This window comes from Ruegeria sp. BHSB172, assembly GCF_059613165.1.
Genome location: NZ_JBXWRZ010000007.1, coordinates 1 through 17010 on the forward strand (window position 1 = coordinate 1; position 17010 = coordinate 17010).

Here is a 17010-nt window from a genome sequence, read left to right on the forward strand (position 1 = left end):
CATCGGCGAATGCCTGCACCAGTTCAACCGAGACTGGTCGCGCCGAGTTATGGGGCAGGGGGCCGTCGTGCTGCTGATCACAGACGGGCTGGAACGGGGTGACCCCGATCTGCTGGAAAAAGAGATCGAACGCCTGCACCTGTCGGCCCGTCGACTGATCTGGCTTAACCCGCTGCTGCGCTGGGACGGGTTCGCGCCCAAGGCGCAGGGCGTCGCCGCCATGCTGCCGCATGTGGACAGCTTCCGCGCCGGTCACTCTATTGCATCGCTCGAGGATCTGGCCGCCGTGATCTCAAGACCCGACGACCAGGGAGAAAAAGCGCGCCTGATGGCGGCTTTGTCATAGTAGTTACTGCATCAGTTTCTCATTGCATTCGCGTGCCATTTCCATGGCCTTGTAGGTGCCGGTCAGATCGACGGTGAAGCCAAAAGACTTCTCGGGGAAGACGATCATCACCTTCTGGCGCGCCAGATCATCGGCGAATTGCGGATCGTCCGACAGGACATAGCCGCCCGAATAGCCCTTGGTGATGTTGCCCTTCATGCCAGTTGCCTCGCCGACATAGAGGTTGTCGCCCAAAAGGATCGCGACCCCTTCCTTCTCGCCACGCTTGATGTCGGTTTCGGCCTTGGTAAAGACCCCGACATATCCCACGCCGCGATCTTCGGTCAGGCCCATCTGAACCACGTTTTCCACGTCGTCCACGGCCTCGATCAAGCAGGATTTCTTGTCGTTGTCGATGAAGACCTTCCAGCCCTCGACCTCTCCGTATTTTTCGAATGTGTCTGCCCAGGCGGGGGCTGCCGCGACAAGCGCCGCCAAGAAAGATGCGGAAATGTGTTTCAACATGTTCGTCTCCAAATCTCGAAAATCAGGGATACCGCAGACCGGCGCCGCGAGCGTAGAGCGGCGGCTCGCGTTAATCAACCGGAGGCTCCCGGGCCATTTGATCCAAATCATGCAGGAAACGGAATGCTTAAAGTATAAGGGAAATGGAATGTGAGAATCTTCAGGAGGAAATGCCATGCCAATGACCTGGAAAGCGGGTGGAGTTCTGCTCGGCCTTGTGTTCTTTTTGGCGATCTTGCTGGTCAAGCCGATCGGCGTGTCCACGCAGTTCGTCATTCTGGACGGCATCATCGCCGATGCCGTCAACCCGGATTTCGTGACCGCAACCGATGAGGGCTATACTTCGACCAACGCCTATCTGGCGAAATCCGGGGGCAAATACGCGAAATCGGTTGCGAACCCGCTGAACTATTCCTTTGTCTTCGTCCTTGCGATGATGTTGGGCGGGTTCCTGTCGGCTAGGGCACGGGGCGGTATCGAGGGCCAGGACCGCAAGGTTCCCGCATTGTGGCGGGCGAATTACGGCGACGACCCGTTGAAACGCTATCTGGTCGCCTTTCTGGGAGGTTTCATCGTTTTGTACGGCGCACGGCTGGCCGGGGGCTGCACGTCCGGACACATGATGTCGGGCATGATGCAGACGGCCGTCAGCGGGTACATTTTCGCCGCCGGAGCTTTTGCCGCCGCGATCACCGTTTCGATCCTGATGTTCAAGAAGGAGGCCTGAGCCATGATGTCGATCATACTTGCAATTGTCATAGGGGTCGCATTTGGCGCGGTCCTTGATCGGGTCGGCGCGTCGAACCCTTCGACCATCAACAAGATGCTGAACCTGACGGATCTGCGGTTGGCCAAGGCGATCATGCTGGCCATCGGTCTTGGTTCGGTTCTGATGTTCGGCGGTCAAATGATCGGGCTGGTCGATGTGGGCCACATGTCGATCAAGGCGGCCTATGCCGGCGTCTTCCTGGGCGGGCTGCTGCTGGGGGCCGGCTGGGCGATGGCCGGCTTTTGCCCCGGAACGGGCTTGGTGGCCGCGGCCTCGGGGCGCAAGGACGCGCTGTTCTTCGTGGCGGGCGGATTGCTGGGCGCTGCGGCCTACATGATGACCTATCCGATGTGGAAGGCCAGCGGCCAGCTCGACCCGATCTGGGGCGGAAAGGTAACACTCGGTGTCGTACCGGGCTCGGGCTATGATGCTGTAACAGGCCTGCCTGGCGACATTCTGGGCATTGTTCTGGGCCTGGCGTTCATCGCCATTGCCTTTGCGCTGCCCGAACGGCTGTTGGGCCAACCCTCAGAGCAAGCGCATCCGGCCGAGTGACGGCCCGCTGCGCATATCCTTGAAAGCCCGGCGCGCGGTGACGTGCCGGGTTGCTTTTCATCCCGCAAAACCTGCTTATGTTGAAGCGGATCAGGCGGGAGACTCCGATGGACAGATTTGACAACAGCCCGGAAACGGCTCTGGCGTGGTTCCGCAAAGGGCGTGGAGCCGCGTTGGCCACCGTCGTCGAAACCTGGGGCAGCGCGCCCCGGCGGGTGGGTGCCCAGCTGGTCATCGGCGGCGACGGCCGGATCGAAGGCTCGGTCTCGGGCGGATGTGTCGAAGGCGCGGTGATCGTCGAGGCGCTCGAGGCCATGCAGGAGGGCGAGGCGCGCCTGTTGGAATTCGGTGTCAGCGACGAGGATGCCTTTGCCGTCGGGCTGGCCTGCGGAGGCACGATCCGGGTTCTGGTCGAGCCGGTGGGCTCGGTCCTGCCAGAACCGATGCTGGCCGAACTGGTGGCGGCGCGGGCGCGGCGCGAGCCCATGGCCTATGAGGTCAACGTCGAGACCGGCCACCGCGCGCTGCGGCGCAACGCCTATGCGGACCGGCTGCGCATGGATCGCTCGGGGTTCGAAGAAGATGGTCAGACCTTCGTGGCCGTGCACAACCCGCCCTTGCGGCTGATCGTGGTGGGCGCGGTCCATATCGCGCAGGCACTGGTGCCGATGGTGCGGATCGCGGGTTATGACCCGATCATCATCGACCCGCGCGAGGCGTTTGCGTCCAAATCCCGTTTTCCCGGTGAAAAGCTGCTGACCGACTGGCCGGACGAGGCCGTGGCCAGCATCGGTCTGGACGCGCGCACGGCGATGGTTCTGCTGACCCACGACCCCAAGCTGGATGATCCGGCTCTGCAGGCTGCGCTGAACTCGGACGTGTTCTATATCGGCGCGCTGGGGTCGTCGCGCACCCATGCCAAACGGGTGCAGCGGATGACCGAGGCGGGATTCTCGGCAACGCAGTTGCAGCGCATTCATGGGCCGATCGGTCTGGATATCGGTGCTGCAGGACCGGCTGAGATTGCTGTTGCGATCATCGCGCAGATGACGGCCGTGCTGCGGGGCAAGGCATGAAATTCGGCCCATTACCGGTTGCGGACGCGAAGGGTGCGATCCTTGCGCATTCGGTCATGGCTGGCACGAAAAAGCTGCGCAAGGGAATGATGCTAGGCGACGCGCATGTTGCCTTGTTGACCGAGGCGGGCGTGTCCGAGGTGGTCGTAGCGCGGCTGGAACCCGGCGACTGTCACGAGGACGAGGCAGCGCGCCAATTGGCCGCGGCGCTGACCCCGGATCCGAAGGGTGCCAACTTGCGCGTGACCGATCCGTTTACGGGCCGCGTCAACCTGATTGCGGATCAAGCTGGGGTTGCCGTTCTGGACGTTGAGGCTCTGCTTGCGTTCAATCAGGTCAACCCGATGATCACGGTGGCCACCGTTCCTCAGCATCAGCAGATGGGTGCGGGCGGCATGGTCGCCACGATCAAGGTCATTTCCTACGCGGTGCCGCTGGCGGACGTTCAGCGTGCGGCGAAGCTGGACAAAGGAGCCATTCGCCTTGCCACGCCGAAGTTTGGCAGCGCCGGGTTGGTGGTGACCGACATCCCCGGCGGGCCGCCCAACGAAAAGGGTATCGTCGCGATGCGCGGCCGGGTCGAGGCCCTGGGTCTGAGCCTGGACGACGTACAGATCGTTCCGCACGCGATCGACGCTCTGGCGCAGGCATTGTCCCGGATGAACACCGATATCGTGATGATCCTGACCGGCTCGGCCACATCCGATGTCGAGGACGTCGCGCCGCAGGCTGTTCGGCGCGCGGGCGGACAGGTGGAGCGCTTCGGCATGCCGGTTGATCCGGGCAACCTGTTGTTTCTCGGGGCTTTGGGCAAGCGGCCGGTCATCGGTTTGCCGGGATGCGCACGCTCGCCCGCGTTGAACGGGGCCGACTGGGTGCTCTCGCGGGTGGCCTGCGGGATCCCGACGACGGGTGCCGATATCGCGGCGATGGGCGTCGGTGGTCTGCTCAAGGAAATCCCGACCCGTCCGCAACCCCGCGCGAAACGCAAAGTGACGTAACGGCAGTTTCGCTCCGCTGGCGACCTGCAATACATGTTGGCAATTGCCCCCCAACGGACGGGTTCGAAACGGCCAAGATTTTTGTTCTCAAACGACTTTTCCCGTGTTTAACTCGGGCCAAGGATAAATACGAAAATGGGAGGAACTTATGACACAGGTCTCAATGACCGTGAACGGAAAGACCGTGAGCGGTGATGTCGAGGGCCGGACGCTGCTGTCCAGCTTTCTGCGCGATCACCTGTCGCTGACCGGTACCCATGTGGGCTGTGACACGGCCCAATGCGGCGCCTGCGTGGTTCATGTGAACGGCGCGGCGGTGAAGTCCTGCAACATGCTGGCGCTCGAGGCGGACGGGGCCGAGGTCGGTACCATCGAGGGGCAGGCCAACCCGGACGGATCGCTGAACGTGATCCAGCAGGCGTTTCAGGATCATCACGGCCTGCAATGCGGTTTCTGCACGCCCGGTATGGTGATGTCGGCGGCGGCCCTGCTGAAGGAAAACCCACGCCCGACCGAGGCCGAAATCCGCAAATACCTGGAAGGCAACCTGTGCCGCTGCACCGGGTACCACAACATCGTCAAGGCGATCATGGCCGCGTCCGGCCAGGACGTCAGCCACATCGCTGCCGAGTGATGCCGCTGCGGGCGCAGGAGGAGGCGCCCGTGGGATGACAGGGATGCGCACAAGCATCCGTTTATGGGAGGAGAACAAGCTATGCCCAAAGACAGTGGCATCGGAGCCAGTTCCAAGCGCCGCGAGGACGTGCGCTTTTTGACCGGAGCGGGCAATTACACCGACGACATCAACATCCGCGGTCAGGCCTATGTGTATTTTCTGCGATCTGACATCGCACATGGCCGGATCAAAAGCATCGACTTGTCCGCCGCCGAGGCCATGCCCGGCGTGGTTCGGGTGTTTACCGGCAAAGATTTCGAAGGCGTGGGCGGCATGCCCTGCGGCTGGGAGGTGACCGACAAGCATGGCGCGCCCATGCAGGAACCGCCGCACCCGATCCTGGCGCAAGGCAAGGTGCGCCATGTGGGCGACCCGATCGCGGCCGTCGTGGCCGACAGCCTGGAACAGGCCCGTGACGCGGCCGAAGCAATCGACGTGGATATCGAGGAATTGCCCGCCGTTCTGGACATGAAAGCCGCCGCTGAAGAGGGCGCGCCGCTGGTCCATGACGATCTGAAAAACAATATCTGTTATGACTGGCAGTTGGGCGAGGCCGACGATGACAAGGTGAACGAGGTGTTCGCCAATGCGGCGCATGTCACCACCTTGGAACTGGTGAACAACCGTCTGGTCGCCAACCCGATGGAGCCGCGCGTGGCCGTGGCGGAATACAGCCGGGGCACGGATGAATACACGCTCTATACCACCTCGCAGAACCCGCATGTGATCAGGTTGCTGATGTGTGCCTTCGTGCTGGGCCTGCCCGAGCACAAGGTCCGCGTCGTGGCGCCGGACGTGGGTGGCGGTTTCGGCACCAAGATCTTCCACTACGCAGAAGAGGCGTTCTGCACCTTCGCGGCCAAGGCGTGCAACCGCCCGGTCAAGTGGACGGCCAGCCGGTCCGAGGCGTTCATGTCGGATGCGCAGGGCCGCGACCATGTCAGCAAGATCGAGCTGGCGCTGGATGCCGACAACAATTTCGTCGGGCTGCGGACCCATACCTATGCCAATCTGGGGGCGTATCTGTCGACGTTTTCCAGTTCGGTGCCGACCTGGCTGCACGGGACGCTGATGGCGGGCAACTACAAGACGCCGGTCATTCAGGTGAACGTGCGGGCGATGTTCACCAACACCGTGCCGGTGGATGCCTATCGCGGCGCAGGCCGCCCCGAGGCGACCTATCAGCTGGAGCGCGTGATCGACAAGGCTGCGCGCGAGTTGGGCGTTGATCCGGTGGCGCTGCGCCGGCAGAACTTCATCACGCAGTTCCCCTATGACACGCCGGTGGCGCTGACCTATGATACCGGCGACTACAACGGCACCATGGACAAGCTGGAGCAAGCCGCCGATTTCGCGGGCTTCCCGGCGCGACGCGCCGAAAGCGAGGCGCGGGGCAAGCTGCGCGGCCTGGGCGTGAACTGCTATATCGAGGCCTGCGGCATCGCGCCCTCGAACATCGTGGGGATGCTGGGGGCGCGTGCGGGCCTGTATGACGCGGCAACCGTGCGGGTGAACGCCACCGGTTCGATCAGCGTCATGGTCGGGGCGCACAGCCACGGGCAGGGGCACGAGACCGCCTTTCCGCAGGTCGTGGCCGACATGATCGGCATCGACGAGTCGATGGTCGAGATCGTGCACGGCGATACCTCGAAGATCCCGTTCGGCATGGGCACCTATGGCTCGCGCTCGCTGGCGGTTTGTGGATCGGCCATGGTCAAGGCGACCGAGAAGGTGATCGAAAAGGCCAAGAAGATCGCGGCGCATCTGCTGGAAGCCTCCGAGGCCGATATCGAGCTGAAAGACGGCCAGTTCACCGTGGCCGGCACCGACAAGTCGGTGGCCTGGGGCGATGTGACCCTGACGGCCTATGTTCCGCACAACTTCCCGCTGGAGGTCGAGCCGGGGCTGGAGGAGACCGCGTTCTATGATCCGGCCAACTTTACCTTCCCGGCCGGCGCCTATGCCTGCGAGGTCGAGGTTGACCCCGAGACCGGGCAGGTGACCATCGAACGGTTCACCGCGGCGGATGATTTCGGCAACATCATCAACCCGATGATCGTTGATGGCCAGGTGCATGGCGGTATCGGACAGGGGATCGGTCAGGCCTTGCTCGAGAACTGCGTCTATGACGAGAACGGTCAGCTGCTGAGCGCGTCCTTCATGGACTATGCCATGCCGCGGGCCGATGACGTGCCGTTCTATACCGTGGATCATTCGAGCCAGACGCCGTGCACGCACAACCCGTTGGGTGTAAAGGGCTGCGGCGAGGCCGGGGCGATTGGATCGCCGCCTGCGGTGGTCAATGCCGTGATCGATGCGCTGAACTCGGGTGGCAAGGCGGTGGACCACATCGACATGCCGGTCAGCCCGTCGCGTGTTTGGGCGGCGATGAACAGCTGAGTGGAGAGGTTGGTGTGCGAGGGGGCAGCCCCTCGCGCTCCCCGGGATATTTACAGCCAGATGAAGGGCGGTTCCTCGCCTTTCGGAAAGGAAGAGCGAAATGTACAATTTCGAGTTCAAGAGTCCCTCGACCATCGCCGACGCGGTTGCGGCATTGGCGGGGGAGGATGCACAGGCGTTGGGTGGCGGGCAGACCCTGATCCCAACGATGAAACAGCGCCTTGCTGCGCCCACGACACTGGTGAGCCTGGGCGGCATTCCCGAATTGAAGGGGGTGTGTGTCGAGGATGACGGATCGATTGCCATCGGTGCAGCGACGACCCATGCGACCGTGGCGCGAGAGGTTGCCGACAAGTATCCGGCGCTGGCCGATCTGGCCAGTCATATCGGCGACCCGGCGGTACGCAATCGCGGCACGATCGGTGGCTCGCTGGCCAACAACGATCCGGCGGCGTGTTACCCGGCGGCGGTGTTGGGATCGGGTGCCGTGGTCGTGACCCATTCCCGTCAGATCGCTGCCGATGACTTCTTTCAGGGCATGTTCACCACGGCACTGGACGAGGGGGAGATCATCACCTCGGTTCGGTTCCCGGTGCCGCAGGTTGCGAGCTATCAAAAATTCCTGCAGCCAGCCTCGCGCTTTGCATTGGTTGGCGTGTTCCTCGCGCGCTTTGCCGATGGGGTGAGGGTGGCCGTAACCGGGGCCAGCGAGGATGGTGTGTTCCGCTGGACCGAGGCCGAGCAGGCGCTGAACAAGGAGTTCCGGCCCGATGCCCTGATGGACCTGCGGGTCAACCCGATGAACATGATAGGAGATCTGCACGGCAGCAAGGAGTACCGCGCCCACCTGGTGGGGGTGATGACTCGACGGGCCGTGCAGGCCTGCATCTGACATCACGACTGCGAAAAGCCCCGGCGAGGGGCTTTTTATTTGGAGCGCAGGCGCGGCAGTTTGGCGGGTTCCCAATATGCGCCTGCGTCTTCGCGGGCTTGCTGGTATCGGCGGACCCGTTCTGCGGCGGCGTCACCGCTCTGCGCGAAAAGGTGACCCAGCAGAACTTCGATTGCGGCCATGGACCCGGAAAAGCTTGAAAACAGATGTCTCGACCGTGTGCTGACCGTCAGGGTCACGTCCGCGTCAATGCCCGGCGCGATTACGTCGCTGTCGGCCAGCAGGATCAGCCGAAGCCCCCGGTTACGGGCAAATCGCATGGCTTGGATCGTATCGGCGGAATAGGGGTGCACCGTCATGGCAAACAGGCAGTCACCATGATCGGCCTCGAGAAGATCGTCGATGGCTGATCCCATGTGGCGCGGGATAAGGTGCAGGCCGGGATGCGCCATTCGGCCCGCATAGTGGAAATAATAGGCCAGCGCGTAGCTGGCGCGCGTGGCGGTCACGAAGCACCTGCGCGCCGAAGTCATGAGTGTCACCGCGCGCTCCACCTTGGCCGGATCCAGCAGGCGCAAAGAGCGCGCCACCACGTTTAACTCGTTCCGGGCGAATCCCGCCTGGGCGGCGCCGAACTCTCCGCTGTCGGCCATGCGCGACAGCCAGCCTTGATTGAGCCGGTCTTCCCGGTCGGTTGTCAGGTCGTGGCGGAACGGTCTTCGAAAGTCCTCGAAACGCTCATAGCCCATGTATCGTGCAAGCCGGATGACCGCGTTCGTGCTGACGCCGATCTTGTCTGCCGTGGTGCGGATCGAATCCAACGCGAAATCGGCCGGGTGGTCGATGACATACTTGGCGGCGGCCTGAAGCTGGGCCGGCATGCGGTCGATCTCGTGGCGCAGCTGGTCGATCAGTTGAGGGGTCGAGTTTTGCATGAGAGAAGAAAAACATATGTTATGAAAATTTCAATCACAAAACGGCGAGCTGAGGTATACATCTCGGGCAGAATGAACGGATGAGACCATGAGCGAAACTCAACGGCCAAAGATGCTTCCCTATGTGCTGGTCGCTCCGAATGGGGCGCGCCGTCAGTATTCGGACCACCCGGCGATCCCATTGACGATCGGCGAGATCGTGGCGGCGGCACGGGCCTGCCATGCGGCCGGTGCCGATGGTCTGCACCTGCATGTGCGTGAAGGTGACGGGACGCACTCGCTGGATGCGGGGAAATACCGCGAGACACTGGCCGAGTTGCGCCGCACCGTTCCCGCGCTGGACATCCAGATCACCACCGAGGCGGCAGGCATCTTTGATGTTGCAGCGCAGTACGACTGCCTGCGTCTGGTTCAGCCCGCATGGGCGTCGATCGCGGTGCGAGAGATGGACCGCGCGCCCCGGCTGGCAGAGCGGGTTTATGCGCTGTGCGCCGAACAGGGCACGCGGGTTCAGCATATCCTGTATGATGCGGCCGATGCGGAGCTGTTGCGGGACTGGCAGGCGCGCGGTGTCGTGCGGGCCGGGCAGGAAGAACGCCTGCTTGTTTTAGGGCGCTATGCGACGGGCCAGGAATCCCTGCCCGCCGATCTGGACGCCTTTCCCGAAACCCACGCGCCATTGATGGTGTGTGCGTTCGGCCGGCGCGAACATGACTGTTTGCTTGCGGCTGCGTGTCGTGGCGCTGATGTGCGGGTTGGGTTCGAGAACAGCCTGACGGACGCCGATGGAAATATCTGGCCGGACAACGCAGCCTCGGTCGCGGCGCTTGTGGCCCGTTTGAAAGGACTTTGACATGAGCCATGTTTTTCCCCGCCACACCAAGGCCCAGTTGCCAACAGCCGCCAAGGGCGACGGGTGTTATCTGATCGATACTCTGGGCAAACGGTACCTGGATTGCGGCGACGCGGCGGTATCGTGCCTGGGGCATTCCGACCCTGAGGTGATCCGCGCGGTGCAGGAACAGGTTGAAAAGGTCGCTTTTGCCCATACCGGGTTCATGACGTCGGAACCGGCCGAGGCGCTGGCGGATCTGCTGATCGCACAGGCGCCGGGCGAGCTGGAGCGGGTCTATTTCGTCTCGGGCGGGTCCGAGGCGACCGAGGCGGCGATCAAGCTGGCGCGTCAGTATTTCCTGGAAGTCGGGCAGCCCGAGCGCTCGCGGGTCATCGCGCGCCGCCAGAGCTATCACGGCAACACGCTGGGGGCGCTGTCGGCCGGTGGCAATGCGTGGCGCCGGGCGCAGTTCGCGCCGATGTTGATCGATATGAGCCATATCGCGCCCTGCTATGAATATGCCGAGAAGCGGGACGGCGAGACCAGGTTTGACTATGGCCAGCGCGTCGCGGATGAGCTTGAGGCCGAAATCCTGCGGCTGGGGCCGGACACCGTGATGGCCTTCATCGCCGAGCCGGTGGTCGGGGCCACGCTGGGGGCGGTGCCGGCTGTCGAGGGCTATTTCAAGCGGATCCGCGAAATCTGTGACCGCTACGGCGTTCTGTTGATCTTGGACGAGGTCATGTGCGGCATGGGCCGCACCGGCCACCTGTTTGCGTGCGACCACGATGGGGTCGCGCCGGATATCCTGTGCATCGCCAAAGGGTTGGGGGCCGGGTACCAGCCCATCGGTGCGACCCTGTGTACTGGGGCAATCTACGAGGCGATCCGCGACGGGTCGGGGTTCTTCCAGCACGGGCATACCTATGTCGGTCATCCGGTCGCGACCGCGGCGGCGCTGGCCGTGGTGCAGAAGCTGACCGATCGCCACCTGCCCGAGCGGGCGCGGGCGATGGGAGATGCGCTGCACGAAAGGCTGCAGGCCGCTTTCGGCCAGCACCCCAATGTCGGCGACCTGCGTGGGCGCGGCCTGTTCCGCGGGATCGAGCTGGTGGCCGATCGTGACACGCGCGCGCCGTTCGATCCGGGCCTGGGCGTGGCAGCGAAGATCAAGAAGGCAGCGTTTGACGAAGGGCTGATCTGCTATCCCATGTCCGGCACCCGCGATGGCCGGAACGGCGACCATATCCTGCTGGCGCCGCCATTCATCATCGAAGAAGTGCAGCTGGACGAACTGGTCGAAAAGCTGGGCCGCGCGATGTCGCGGGTGATCTGAGCCGGCCAACGAAAAAGGCTCCCTCGATCCGAGGGAGCCTTGATGCCCTGAACAGGTGCTGGGTTACTTCTGTGGCAGCGGCCCGATCATCATGATCATCTGGCGGCCTTCCATCTTCGGCATGTTCTCGATCTTGCCGATTTCCTTGACGTCCTCGGCCACGCGCTCAAGCAGTTCGCGCCCCAGATTCTGGTGCGCCATCTCGCGGCCGCGGAAGCGCAGGGTCACCTTGACCTTGTCGCCCTTCTCAAGAAACTTGACCACGTTCCGCATCTTCACGTCATAGTCATGCGTGTCGGTGTTGGGCCGGAACTTGACCTCTTTCACTTCGATGATTTTCTGTTTCTTGCGGGCTTCGGCTTCGCGCTTCTGCGTTTCGTACTTGTACTTGCCGAAGTCCATGATCTTGCAGACCGGCGGATTCGCGTTGGGCGAAATCTCGACCAGGTCCAGGCCGGCGTCGGCGGCGAGTTGCATGGCTTTGGCGGGATGAACCACCCCGATATTTTCACCATCGGCGCCGATCAGGCGGATTTCGGGGGCACGGATCTTGTCATTGACGCGCGGGCCGGTGTCGCGTTGCGGCGGCGCGTTGTGAGGTCTGCGAGCTATGGGTTCATTCCTTTGATAATTGCAGAATTTCGAGCCGGGAATTTAAACTGAGACCCCGCGTCTTTCAAGCGGGATAAAGCAGGCGGCGCGCGAAATTCTTTGCCCCGACCGCGCCCGGGGCGGCGGCCGGCGCCTGGGGCACCGGCCATTTCCTACTTCAGCCGACAAAGGCCTTTTCGATCACGAACTCTTTCGGGTCCGAGTTCGCGCCTTCGCGCAGGCCGAACTCTTCGAGAATGGCCTTGATGTCGTGGTTGAAGGCCAGCGACCCGCATACCATGGCGCGGTCGGTTTCGGGCTTGATCCCGCCCTCGATGCCCAGATCCTTGAACACGGTGCCGTCCTTCAGCAGGTCGGTGATCCGGCCCATCTTGGGGCTCTGTTCGCGGGTGGTCGTCGGGTAATAGCGGATCTTGTCGGCAAAACCTTCGCCGATCAGTTCGGACAGCATCTCGTCCTGCTTGATCTTCTCGATCAGTTGGCGGCCGTATTCCAGATCGGCCACCTCGCGGCAGGTGTGGGTGATGATGACCTCGTCATAGTCCTCATATGTCTGCGGTTCGCGAAGCAGCGAGGCAAAGGGCGCAAACCCGGTGCCGGTTGCAAAGAACCAGATCCGTTTGCCCGGCAGCAGCGCGTCATGCACCAGCGTCCCCACCGGCTTGGGCCGCAGGATGATTTGGTCGCCCGGCTTGATGTGCTGCAGTTTCGAGGTCAGCGGGCCATCCGGCACCTTGATCGAGTAGAATTCCAGCTCGTCATCCCAGGCTGGCGAAGCGATGGAATAGGCGCGCAGCAGCGGTTTGCCGTTGTCGCCCAGAAGGCCGATCATCACGAACTCGCCCGAGCGGAACCGCAGCGATTGCGGGCGCGTCACATTGAACGAGAACAGACTGTCGGTCCAATGCTTCACTTCGGTGACGGTCTGAGCGTCAGGCAGGGTAGGGGCCTTCACGGCGGTTGCTTCGGTCACGGATTTCATCTCGGTCATCGTTTCACCTGCCGGTCTGCTAAACCGGCATCTCCGTTTAATCTTTGATCCATGTCAGGAAAAGGGGGCAGATTGCCCCGTTTGTCGCATCAGCCGCGCAGGCGGGCCTGATAGTCGTGGCCCTGCCAGTTGGCGCGGGCCAGCCATTGGTCCTCGGGCTGGCGGGCGGCAAGCTCGGCGTCGATCTCGACCTCGTCGAAGCCGCTGCGCCGTGCCATTGCGTATTGGTCGGCCAGAACGTGCCCCTTGGCGCGCAGGCGGCCGGTATAGCCCTTTAGGCGCAGGACGCGCGCGATGGTGAAACCGCGCCCGTCGGCGAAAGAGGGGAAATCCACCCGCACCATCTGTGCATTGCCCAGCCGCTCGAACAGCGCGTCGGGGTCGGTGTCCGACGTCACGTCCAACGCGATCACGTCGTTTGCGGCATCGTCCAGCGAGACGAAGCCGTCGGTCCAGTCATCGGGGGCAAAGCCCCCATCGGTCACGATAACAGTCATGTTTTCTCTCCGCTGCGCACCATCTTGCCGTTCACGAAATGGATGCCGCATTCTTCCTTGTTCTGATCGCGCCAGCGCCCGGCGCGGGGGTCTTCGCCTTCCTTCACCGGCGAGGTGCAGGGCGCACAGCCGATCGAAGGGTATCCCTTGGCCACCAGCGGGTGCCGAGGCAGCCGGTTTTCTTCCATATAGGCGCGTACGTCTTCGGGCGCCCAATGGGCCAGAGGGTTGACCTTGATCCGGCCGGTGCCGTCCTCGACCTCAAAGAATTCGAGTGCGGCGCGGGTGCCCGACTGGAACCGCTTGCGCCCGGTGATCCAGCCGTCATGACCCGCCAGCGCCCGCTGCAGCGGGATCGTCTTGCGCAGGGTGCAGCAGGCATCAGGGTCCTTTAGCCGTAGCGCGCCATAGGGGTCGTCCCGCTGAAGGTCTTCTTCGTCGGCGCGGATGACCCGCACGTTCTTCAGCCCTAGGCGCTCGCTCACCTCCTGCTGATAGATCAACGTCTCGGCGAACAGCATCTGGGTGTCCACGAACAGCACCGGGGTGTTCTTGTCGATCACCGCAGCCATGTGCAGCAGCACTACCGACTCGGCGCCAAAGCTGGAAACCAGAGCGATCTTGCCGGCATTTTCCAGCGCCCCATGCATCACGTCATGGGCGCTGTGATGCCGGTAGCGGGCGTTGAGCGCCTCGACCTTCTCGGTCAGCGCCTGGCGCCCCTTGCCCAGCTCGGTCTGGATTTCGTCAAGCGGCATTGGCGCGCGCCTCGGGGTAGAGGGCCGCCTTGAACGGGGCCATTCCAATCCGGCGATAGGTCTCCAGAAAGGTCTCCTTGGGGCTTTCGCGTTGGTCCAGATAGGTCTCGATGATCCGCTCGATGGCCGGGACGATCTCGTCATAGGCAAAGCCCGGACCGGTGCGGTCGCCGATGGCGGCCGTTTCGGTGGCGTCTCCGCCCAGCGTGATCTGGTAGTTCTCCACTCCGGCGCGATCCAGGCCCAGGATGCCGATATGGCCCACATGGTGGTGCCCGCACGCGTTGATGCAGCCCGAAATCTTGATCTTCAGGTGGCCGATGTCGTGCTCCAGCTTCAGCTCGTCGAACCGGGTCGCGATCTGCTGCGCGACAGGGATCGAGCGGGCCGTCGCCAGCGCGCAATAGTCCATGCCGGGGCAGGCGATGATGTCGCTGATCAGGCCGATATTCGCGGTGGCCAGGCCGTGCTCTTTCAGCTTGGCGTGGATCGCGGGCAGGTCCGATTTGTGGACATGCGGCAGGATCACGTTCTGCTCGTGGCTGATGCGCAGCTCGTCATAGGCGTATTGCTCGGCCAGATCGGCCATCACGCGCATCTGCTCGGCGGTCGCATCACCCGGCGTTGCCCCGTGCTTCTTGAGCGAGATCGTGACGATCGCGTGATCCGCCTGCTTGTGCGGCGCGATGTTGGTGTCGATCCACGAGCGGAACACCGGGTCGTCCGAATAGGCGCTCTCGAACGCTGCGACCGAGCCTTCGCGGAAGGCGGGCGGCGCGAAATGCGCCTTGATCTGATCCAGCAGCGCCATGTCGGCGCCCTTGAACTGCGGGCGCACCTGCAGGAAGCGCTCGTTCACCTTGGCCCGGATGGCGTCGATGCCGTGTTCATGCACGGTGATCTTGATGCGGGCCTTGTACTTGTTGTCGCGCCGGCCGATCTGGTTCCAGACGGAAACGGTGGCCTCCAAGTATGCCAGCAGGTCGTCGAAGGCGACGAAATCAGACAGTTCCTTGCCGATCATGGGCGTGCGGCCCAGGCCGCCCCCCACCAAAACGCGGGCACCCAGAACGCCGTCGCGCTCGACAAGTTGGAGGCCGATGTCATGGGCCTTGATCACGGCGCGGTCATGCTCGGACCCGGTGATGGCGATCTTGAACTTGCGCGGCATGAACTGGAATTCCGGGTGGTCTGTGGACCACTGGCGCAGCAGCTCGGCATAGGGGCGCGGATCGGCGATTTCATCTGCTGCGGCACCGGCGAAATGGTCGGCGGTCACGTTGCGGATGGTGTTGCCGCTGGTTTGGATCGCGTGCAGGCCGACCTCGGCCAGCGCGTCCAGCATGTCGGGCACGTCGCGCAGCTTGGGCCAATTGTACTGAATGTTCTGGCGCGTGGTGAAATGGCCGTAACCCTTGTCCCACTTCTCGGCCAGCAGGGCCAGCTGACGCATCTGGGCGCTGTTGAGCGTGCCATAGGGGATCGCCACCCGCAGCATGTAGGCGTGTAGTTGCAGATACAGGCCGTTCATCAGGCGCAGGGGCTTGAACTCGTCCTCGGTCAGCGAACCGTCGATGCGGCGCTCGACCTGCGCGCGGAACTGGGCGTTGCGCTCGGCCAGGAATGCTTTGTCGAACTCGGAGTAGCGATACATGGTCTAGCTGTCCTTGTTGCAGCCCCGGACCCGGGGCCTTTTTATGGGGAGAGAGGGGCCTAAGGTCAGGCCCGGGGCTGCGGGGAAGATTCCTGTTTGCCGTGGGCATAGTTGGACGGGCCAGTCCGACGGAAATCTTCCCGGAAATGCGTGGGTTCGGGACCGTTTTCCCCGGCGACGGCATCGGCCAGATAGGCGCCGACGATCTTGTCCACCTGCCGCTGCGCGTCCAGCAGGCGCAGCTGCGCGTGCGCTTCGTCGGTGATCAACTCGGCCTCGCGCAGATCGCGCGACCAGCGGTCATCGGCGGTCAGATAGATCACGTCGCCTTCCAGCAGATCGTTGGCGGTAACGACTTTCGGTGTAAAAGCGCGGGCCATCAGGCGTGCTCCTTCTTCAATTCGGTTGCGGCCCGGACCGCGGCGCGCGGGGCAAGGCCGTAGAACATCAGCGCAGGGCCGGTCATGTCGGCTTGCGACAGGTCGGACGCCAACCGGTCTAGGGTGGTTTCCAAAATCCGCTGGTCGGGGCGCGAGGCGTTTTCGATCAGGGTAACGGGCGTGGCCCGGTCGGCGCCGTGCATGAGCAGGCGACCCTGGATGAAACGGGCGGATTTCTTGCCCATGTAGATCGCGGCCACCGACCCCGGACGCGCCAGCCCGGCCCAGTCGTGATCGGCAAAGCCTTGCATGTCGTGCCCGGTCAGGAACCGGACCGACGAATTGCGGCCTCGGCGCGTCAGGCTTTGCCCGATGCTGGCGGCCGCGGCCGAGGCGGCGGTGATTCCGGGAATGATGGCCCAGGAAATGCCCGCCGCATCCAGCGCTTCGATTTCTTCGTCTAGGCGGCCAAAGACGGTGGCGTCTCCGGATTTCAGGCGCACCACGCGCTGCCCTTCCAAGGCTAACCGTACCAGCAGTGCGTCGATGTCCTCTTGCCGCCACGAGGGGCCGAAACCGGCCTTGCCCACGTCGATCAGCCGGGCCGACCGGCCGGCGATCTGCAGGATGGCGTCGCTGATCAACCGGTCGTGCAGCACCACGTCGGCCCTGTCGAACGCGGTCAGAGCCTTGACCGTCAGCAGGTCCGGATCACCGGGACCCGCGCCGACGAAATCGACATGGCAGGTCTTTTGGGCTGTGTGCGTTTGTTGCATCTGGGCGGTCCGCCGGT

18 protein-coding genes and 1 pseudogene are annotated in these 17010 nt (G+C 63.3%); 10 read left to right on the top strand and 9 right to left on the bottom strand.

All coding sequences use genetic code 11. The features are described 5' to 3' along the window. The coding region (locus AC2FM3_RS05555) for a VWA domain-containing protein (RefSeq protein WP_496679753.1) at positions 1 to 346 on the top strand (346 nt) is incomplete at its 5' end. Between the two features lie 3 nt (positions 347 to 349). Here AC2FM3_RS05555 and AC2FM3_RS05560 read toward each other — a convergent pair. Next, positions 350 to 850 (bottom strand): hypothetical protein, encoded by a 501-nt coding sequence (locus AC2FM3_RS05560; RefSeq protein WP_496679754.1) that lies wholly within the window; start codon positions 848 to 850, stop codon positions 350 to 352. Positions 851 to 1025: 175 nt separating this feature from the next. Between AC2FM3_RS05560 and AC2FM3_RS05565 the strand changes: the two genes are divergently transcribed. The 7 genes from AC2FM3_RS05565 to AC2FM3_RS05595 all read left to right on the top strand — a co-directional run bounded on the left by AC2FM3_RS05565 (position 1026) and on the right by AC2FM3_RS05595 (position 8219). Then, the gene (locus AC2FM3_RS05565) at positions 1026 to 1577 is read left to right on the top strand and encodes a YeeE/YedE thiosulfate transporter family protein (protein WP_496679757.1); all 552 of its coding nucleotides are present in this window, start codon (positions 1026 to 1028) and stop codon (positions 1575 to 1577) included. A 3-nt stretch (positions 1578 to 1580) separates the two neighbouring features. After that, a complete protein-coding gene (locus AC2FM3_RS05570) occupies positions 1581 to 2174 on the top strand; it encodes a DUF6691 family protein (protein WP_496679758.1) in 594 nt (197 codons plus the stop codon). Between the two features lie 107 nt (positions 2175 to 2281). Beyond that, a complete protein-coding gene (locus AC2FM3_RS05575) occupies positions 2282 to 3250 on the top strand; it encodes an XdhC family protein (RefSeq protein ID WP_496679761.1) in 969 nt (322 codons plus the stop codon). Next, a complete protein-coding gene (locus AC2FM3_RS05580; protein ID WP_496679763.1) occupies positions 3247 to 4251 on the top strand; it encodes a molybdopterin-binding protein in 1005 nt (334 codons plus the stop codon). The genes AC2FM3_RS05575 and AC2FM3_RS05580 overlap by 4 nt, the downstream gene beginning before the upstream one ends. Positions 4252 to 4399: 148 nt before the next feature. After that, a complete protein-coding gene (locus tag AC2FM3_RS05585; protein ID WP_073279505.1) occupies positions 4400 to 4885 on the top strand; it encodes a (2Fe-2S)-binding protein in 486 nt (161 codons plus the stop codon). 81 nt (positions 4886 to 4966) lie between these two features. Beyond that, positions 4967 to 7327: a xanthine dehydrogenase family protein molybdopterin-binding subunit gene (locus AC2FM3_RS05590; RefSeq protein ID WP_496679766.1), complete on the top strand. Its 2361-nt coding sequence runs from the start codon at positions 4967 to 4969 to the stop codon at positions 7325 to 7327. Between the two features lie 100 nt (positions 7328 to 7427). After that, entirely contained in the window at positions 7428 to 8219 is a 792-nt protein-coding gene (locus AC2FM3_RS05595; RefSeq protein ID WP_496679768.1) for an FAD binding domain-containing protein, read from the top strand. Positions 8220 to 8254: 35 nt separating this feature from the next. On the opposite strand, the gene AC2FM3_RS05600 is transcribed toward AC2FM3_RS05595, so the two are convergent. Next, positions 8255 to 9154, bottom strand: a complete 900-nt coding sequence (locus tag AC2FM3_RS05600) for a MurR/RpiR family transcriptional regulator (protein WP_496679770.1) — start codon at positions 9152 to 9154, stop codon at positions 8255 to 8257. A gap of 88 nt (positions 9155 to 9242) precedes the next feature. Between AC2FM3_RS05600 and AC2FM3_RS05605 the strand changes: the two genes are divergently transcribed. Both AC2FM3_RS05605 and AC2FM3_RS05610 read left to right on the top strand, forming a co-directional pair. Then, positions 9243 to 10007: a beta-keto acid cleavage family enzyme gene (locus tag AC2FM3_RS05605; protein ID WP_496679772.1), complete on the top strand. Its 765-nt coding sequence runs from the start codon at positions 9243 to 9245 to the stop codon at positions 10005 to 10007. 1 nt (position 10008) lies between these two features. Then, positions 10009 to 11325, top strand: coding sequence for an aspartate aminotransferase family protein (locus AC2FM3_RS05610; protein ID WP_496679773.1), 1317 nt, complete (start codon positions 10009 to 10011; stop codon positions 11323 to 11325). Between the two features lie 63 nt (positions 11326 to 11388). Here AC2FM3_RS05610 and infC read toward each other — a convergent pair whose 3' ends face one another. From infC to cobA, 7 genes and pseudogenes are all read right to left on the bottom strand, one after another. Then, entirely contained in the window at positions 11389 to 11979 is a 591-nt protein-coding gene (infC, locus tag AC2FM3_RS05615; RefSeq protein WP_490360621.1) for a translation initiation factor IF-3, read from the bottom strand. 115 nt (positions 11980 to 12094) lie between these two features. Next, complete coding sequence (locus AC2FM3_RS05620; protein WP_496679775.1) at positions 12095 to 12928, bottom strand: ferredoxin--NADP reductase; 834 nt, start codon at positions 12926 to 12928, stop codon at positions 12095 to 12097. An 89-nt stretch (positions 12929 to 13017) separates the two neighbouring features. After that, positions 13018 to 13425, bottom strand: coding sequence for a DUF934 domain-containing protein (locus AC2FM3_RS05625; protein WP_496679776.1), 408 nt, complete (start codon positions 13423 to 13425; stop codon positions 13018 to 13020). After that, complete coding sequence (locus AC2FM3_RS05630) at positions 13422 to 14183, bottom strand: phosphoadenylyl-sulfate reductase (RefSeq protein WP_496679777.1); 762 nt, start codon at positions 14181 to 14183, stop codon at positions 13422 to 13424. Before AC2FM3_RS05630 ends, AC2FM3_RS05625 begins: the two co-directional genes overlap by 4 nt. Continuing rightward, the gene (locus AC2FM3_RS05635) at positions 14173 to 15837 is read right to left on the bottom strand and encodes a nitrite/sulfite reductase (RefSeq protein ID WP_496679780.1); all 1665 of its coding nucleotides are present in this window, start codon (positions 15835 to 15837) and stop codon (positions 14173 to 14175) included. The genes AC2FM3_RS05630 and AC2FM3_RS05635 overlap by 11 nt, the downstream gene beginning before the upstream one ends. A gap of 65 nt (positions 15838 to 15902) precedes the next feature. Then, positions 15903 to 16217, bottom strand: coding sequence for a DUF2849 domain-containing protein (locus AC2FM3_RS05640; protein ID WP_496679783.1), 315 nt, complete (start codon positions 16215 to 16217; stop codon positions 15903 to 15905). Next, positions 16217 to 16975, bottom strand: a pseudogene (gene cobA / locus AC2FM3_RS05645) (uroporphyrinogen-III C-methyltransferase); the annotation flags it as partial. The pseudogene cobA and the gene AC2FM3_RS05640, both read right to left, overlap by 1 nt. Between the last annotated feature and the right edge of the window lie 35 nt (positions 16976 to 17010).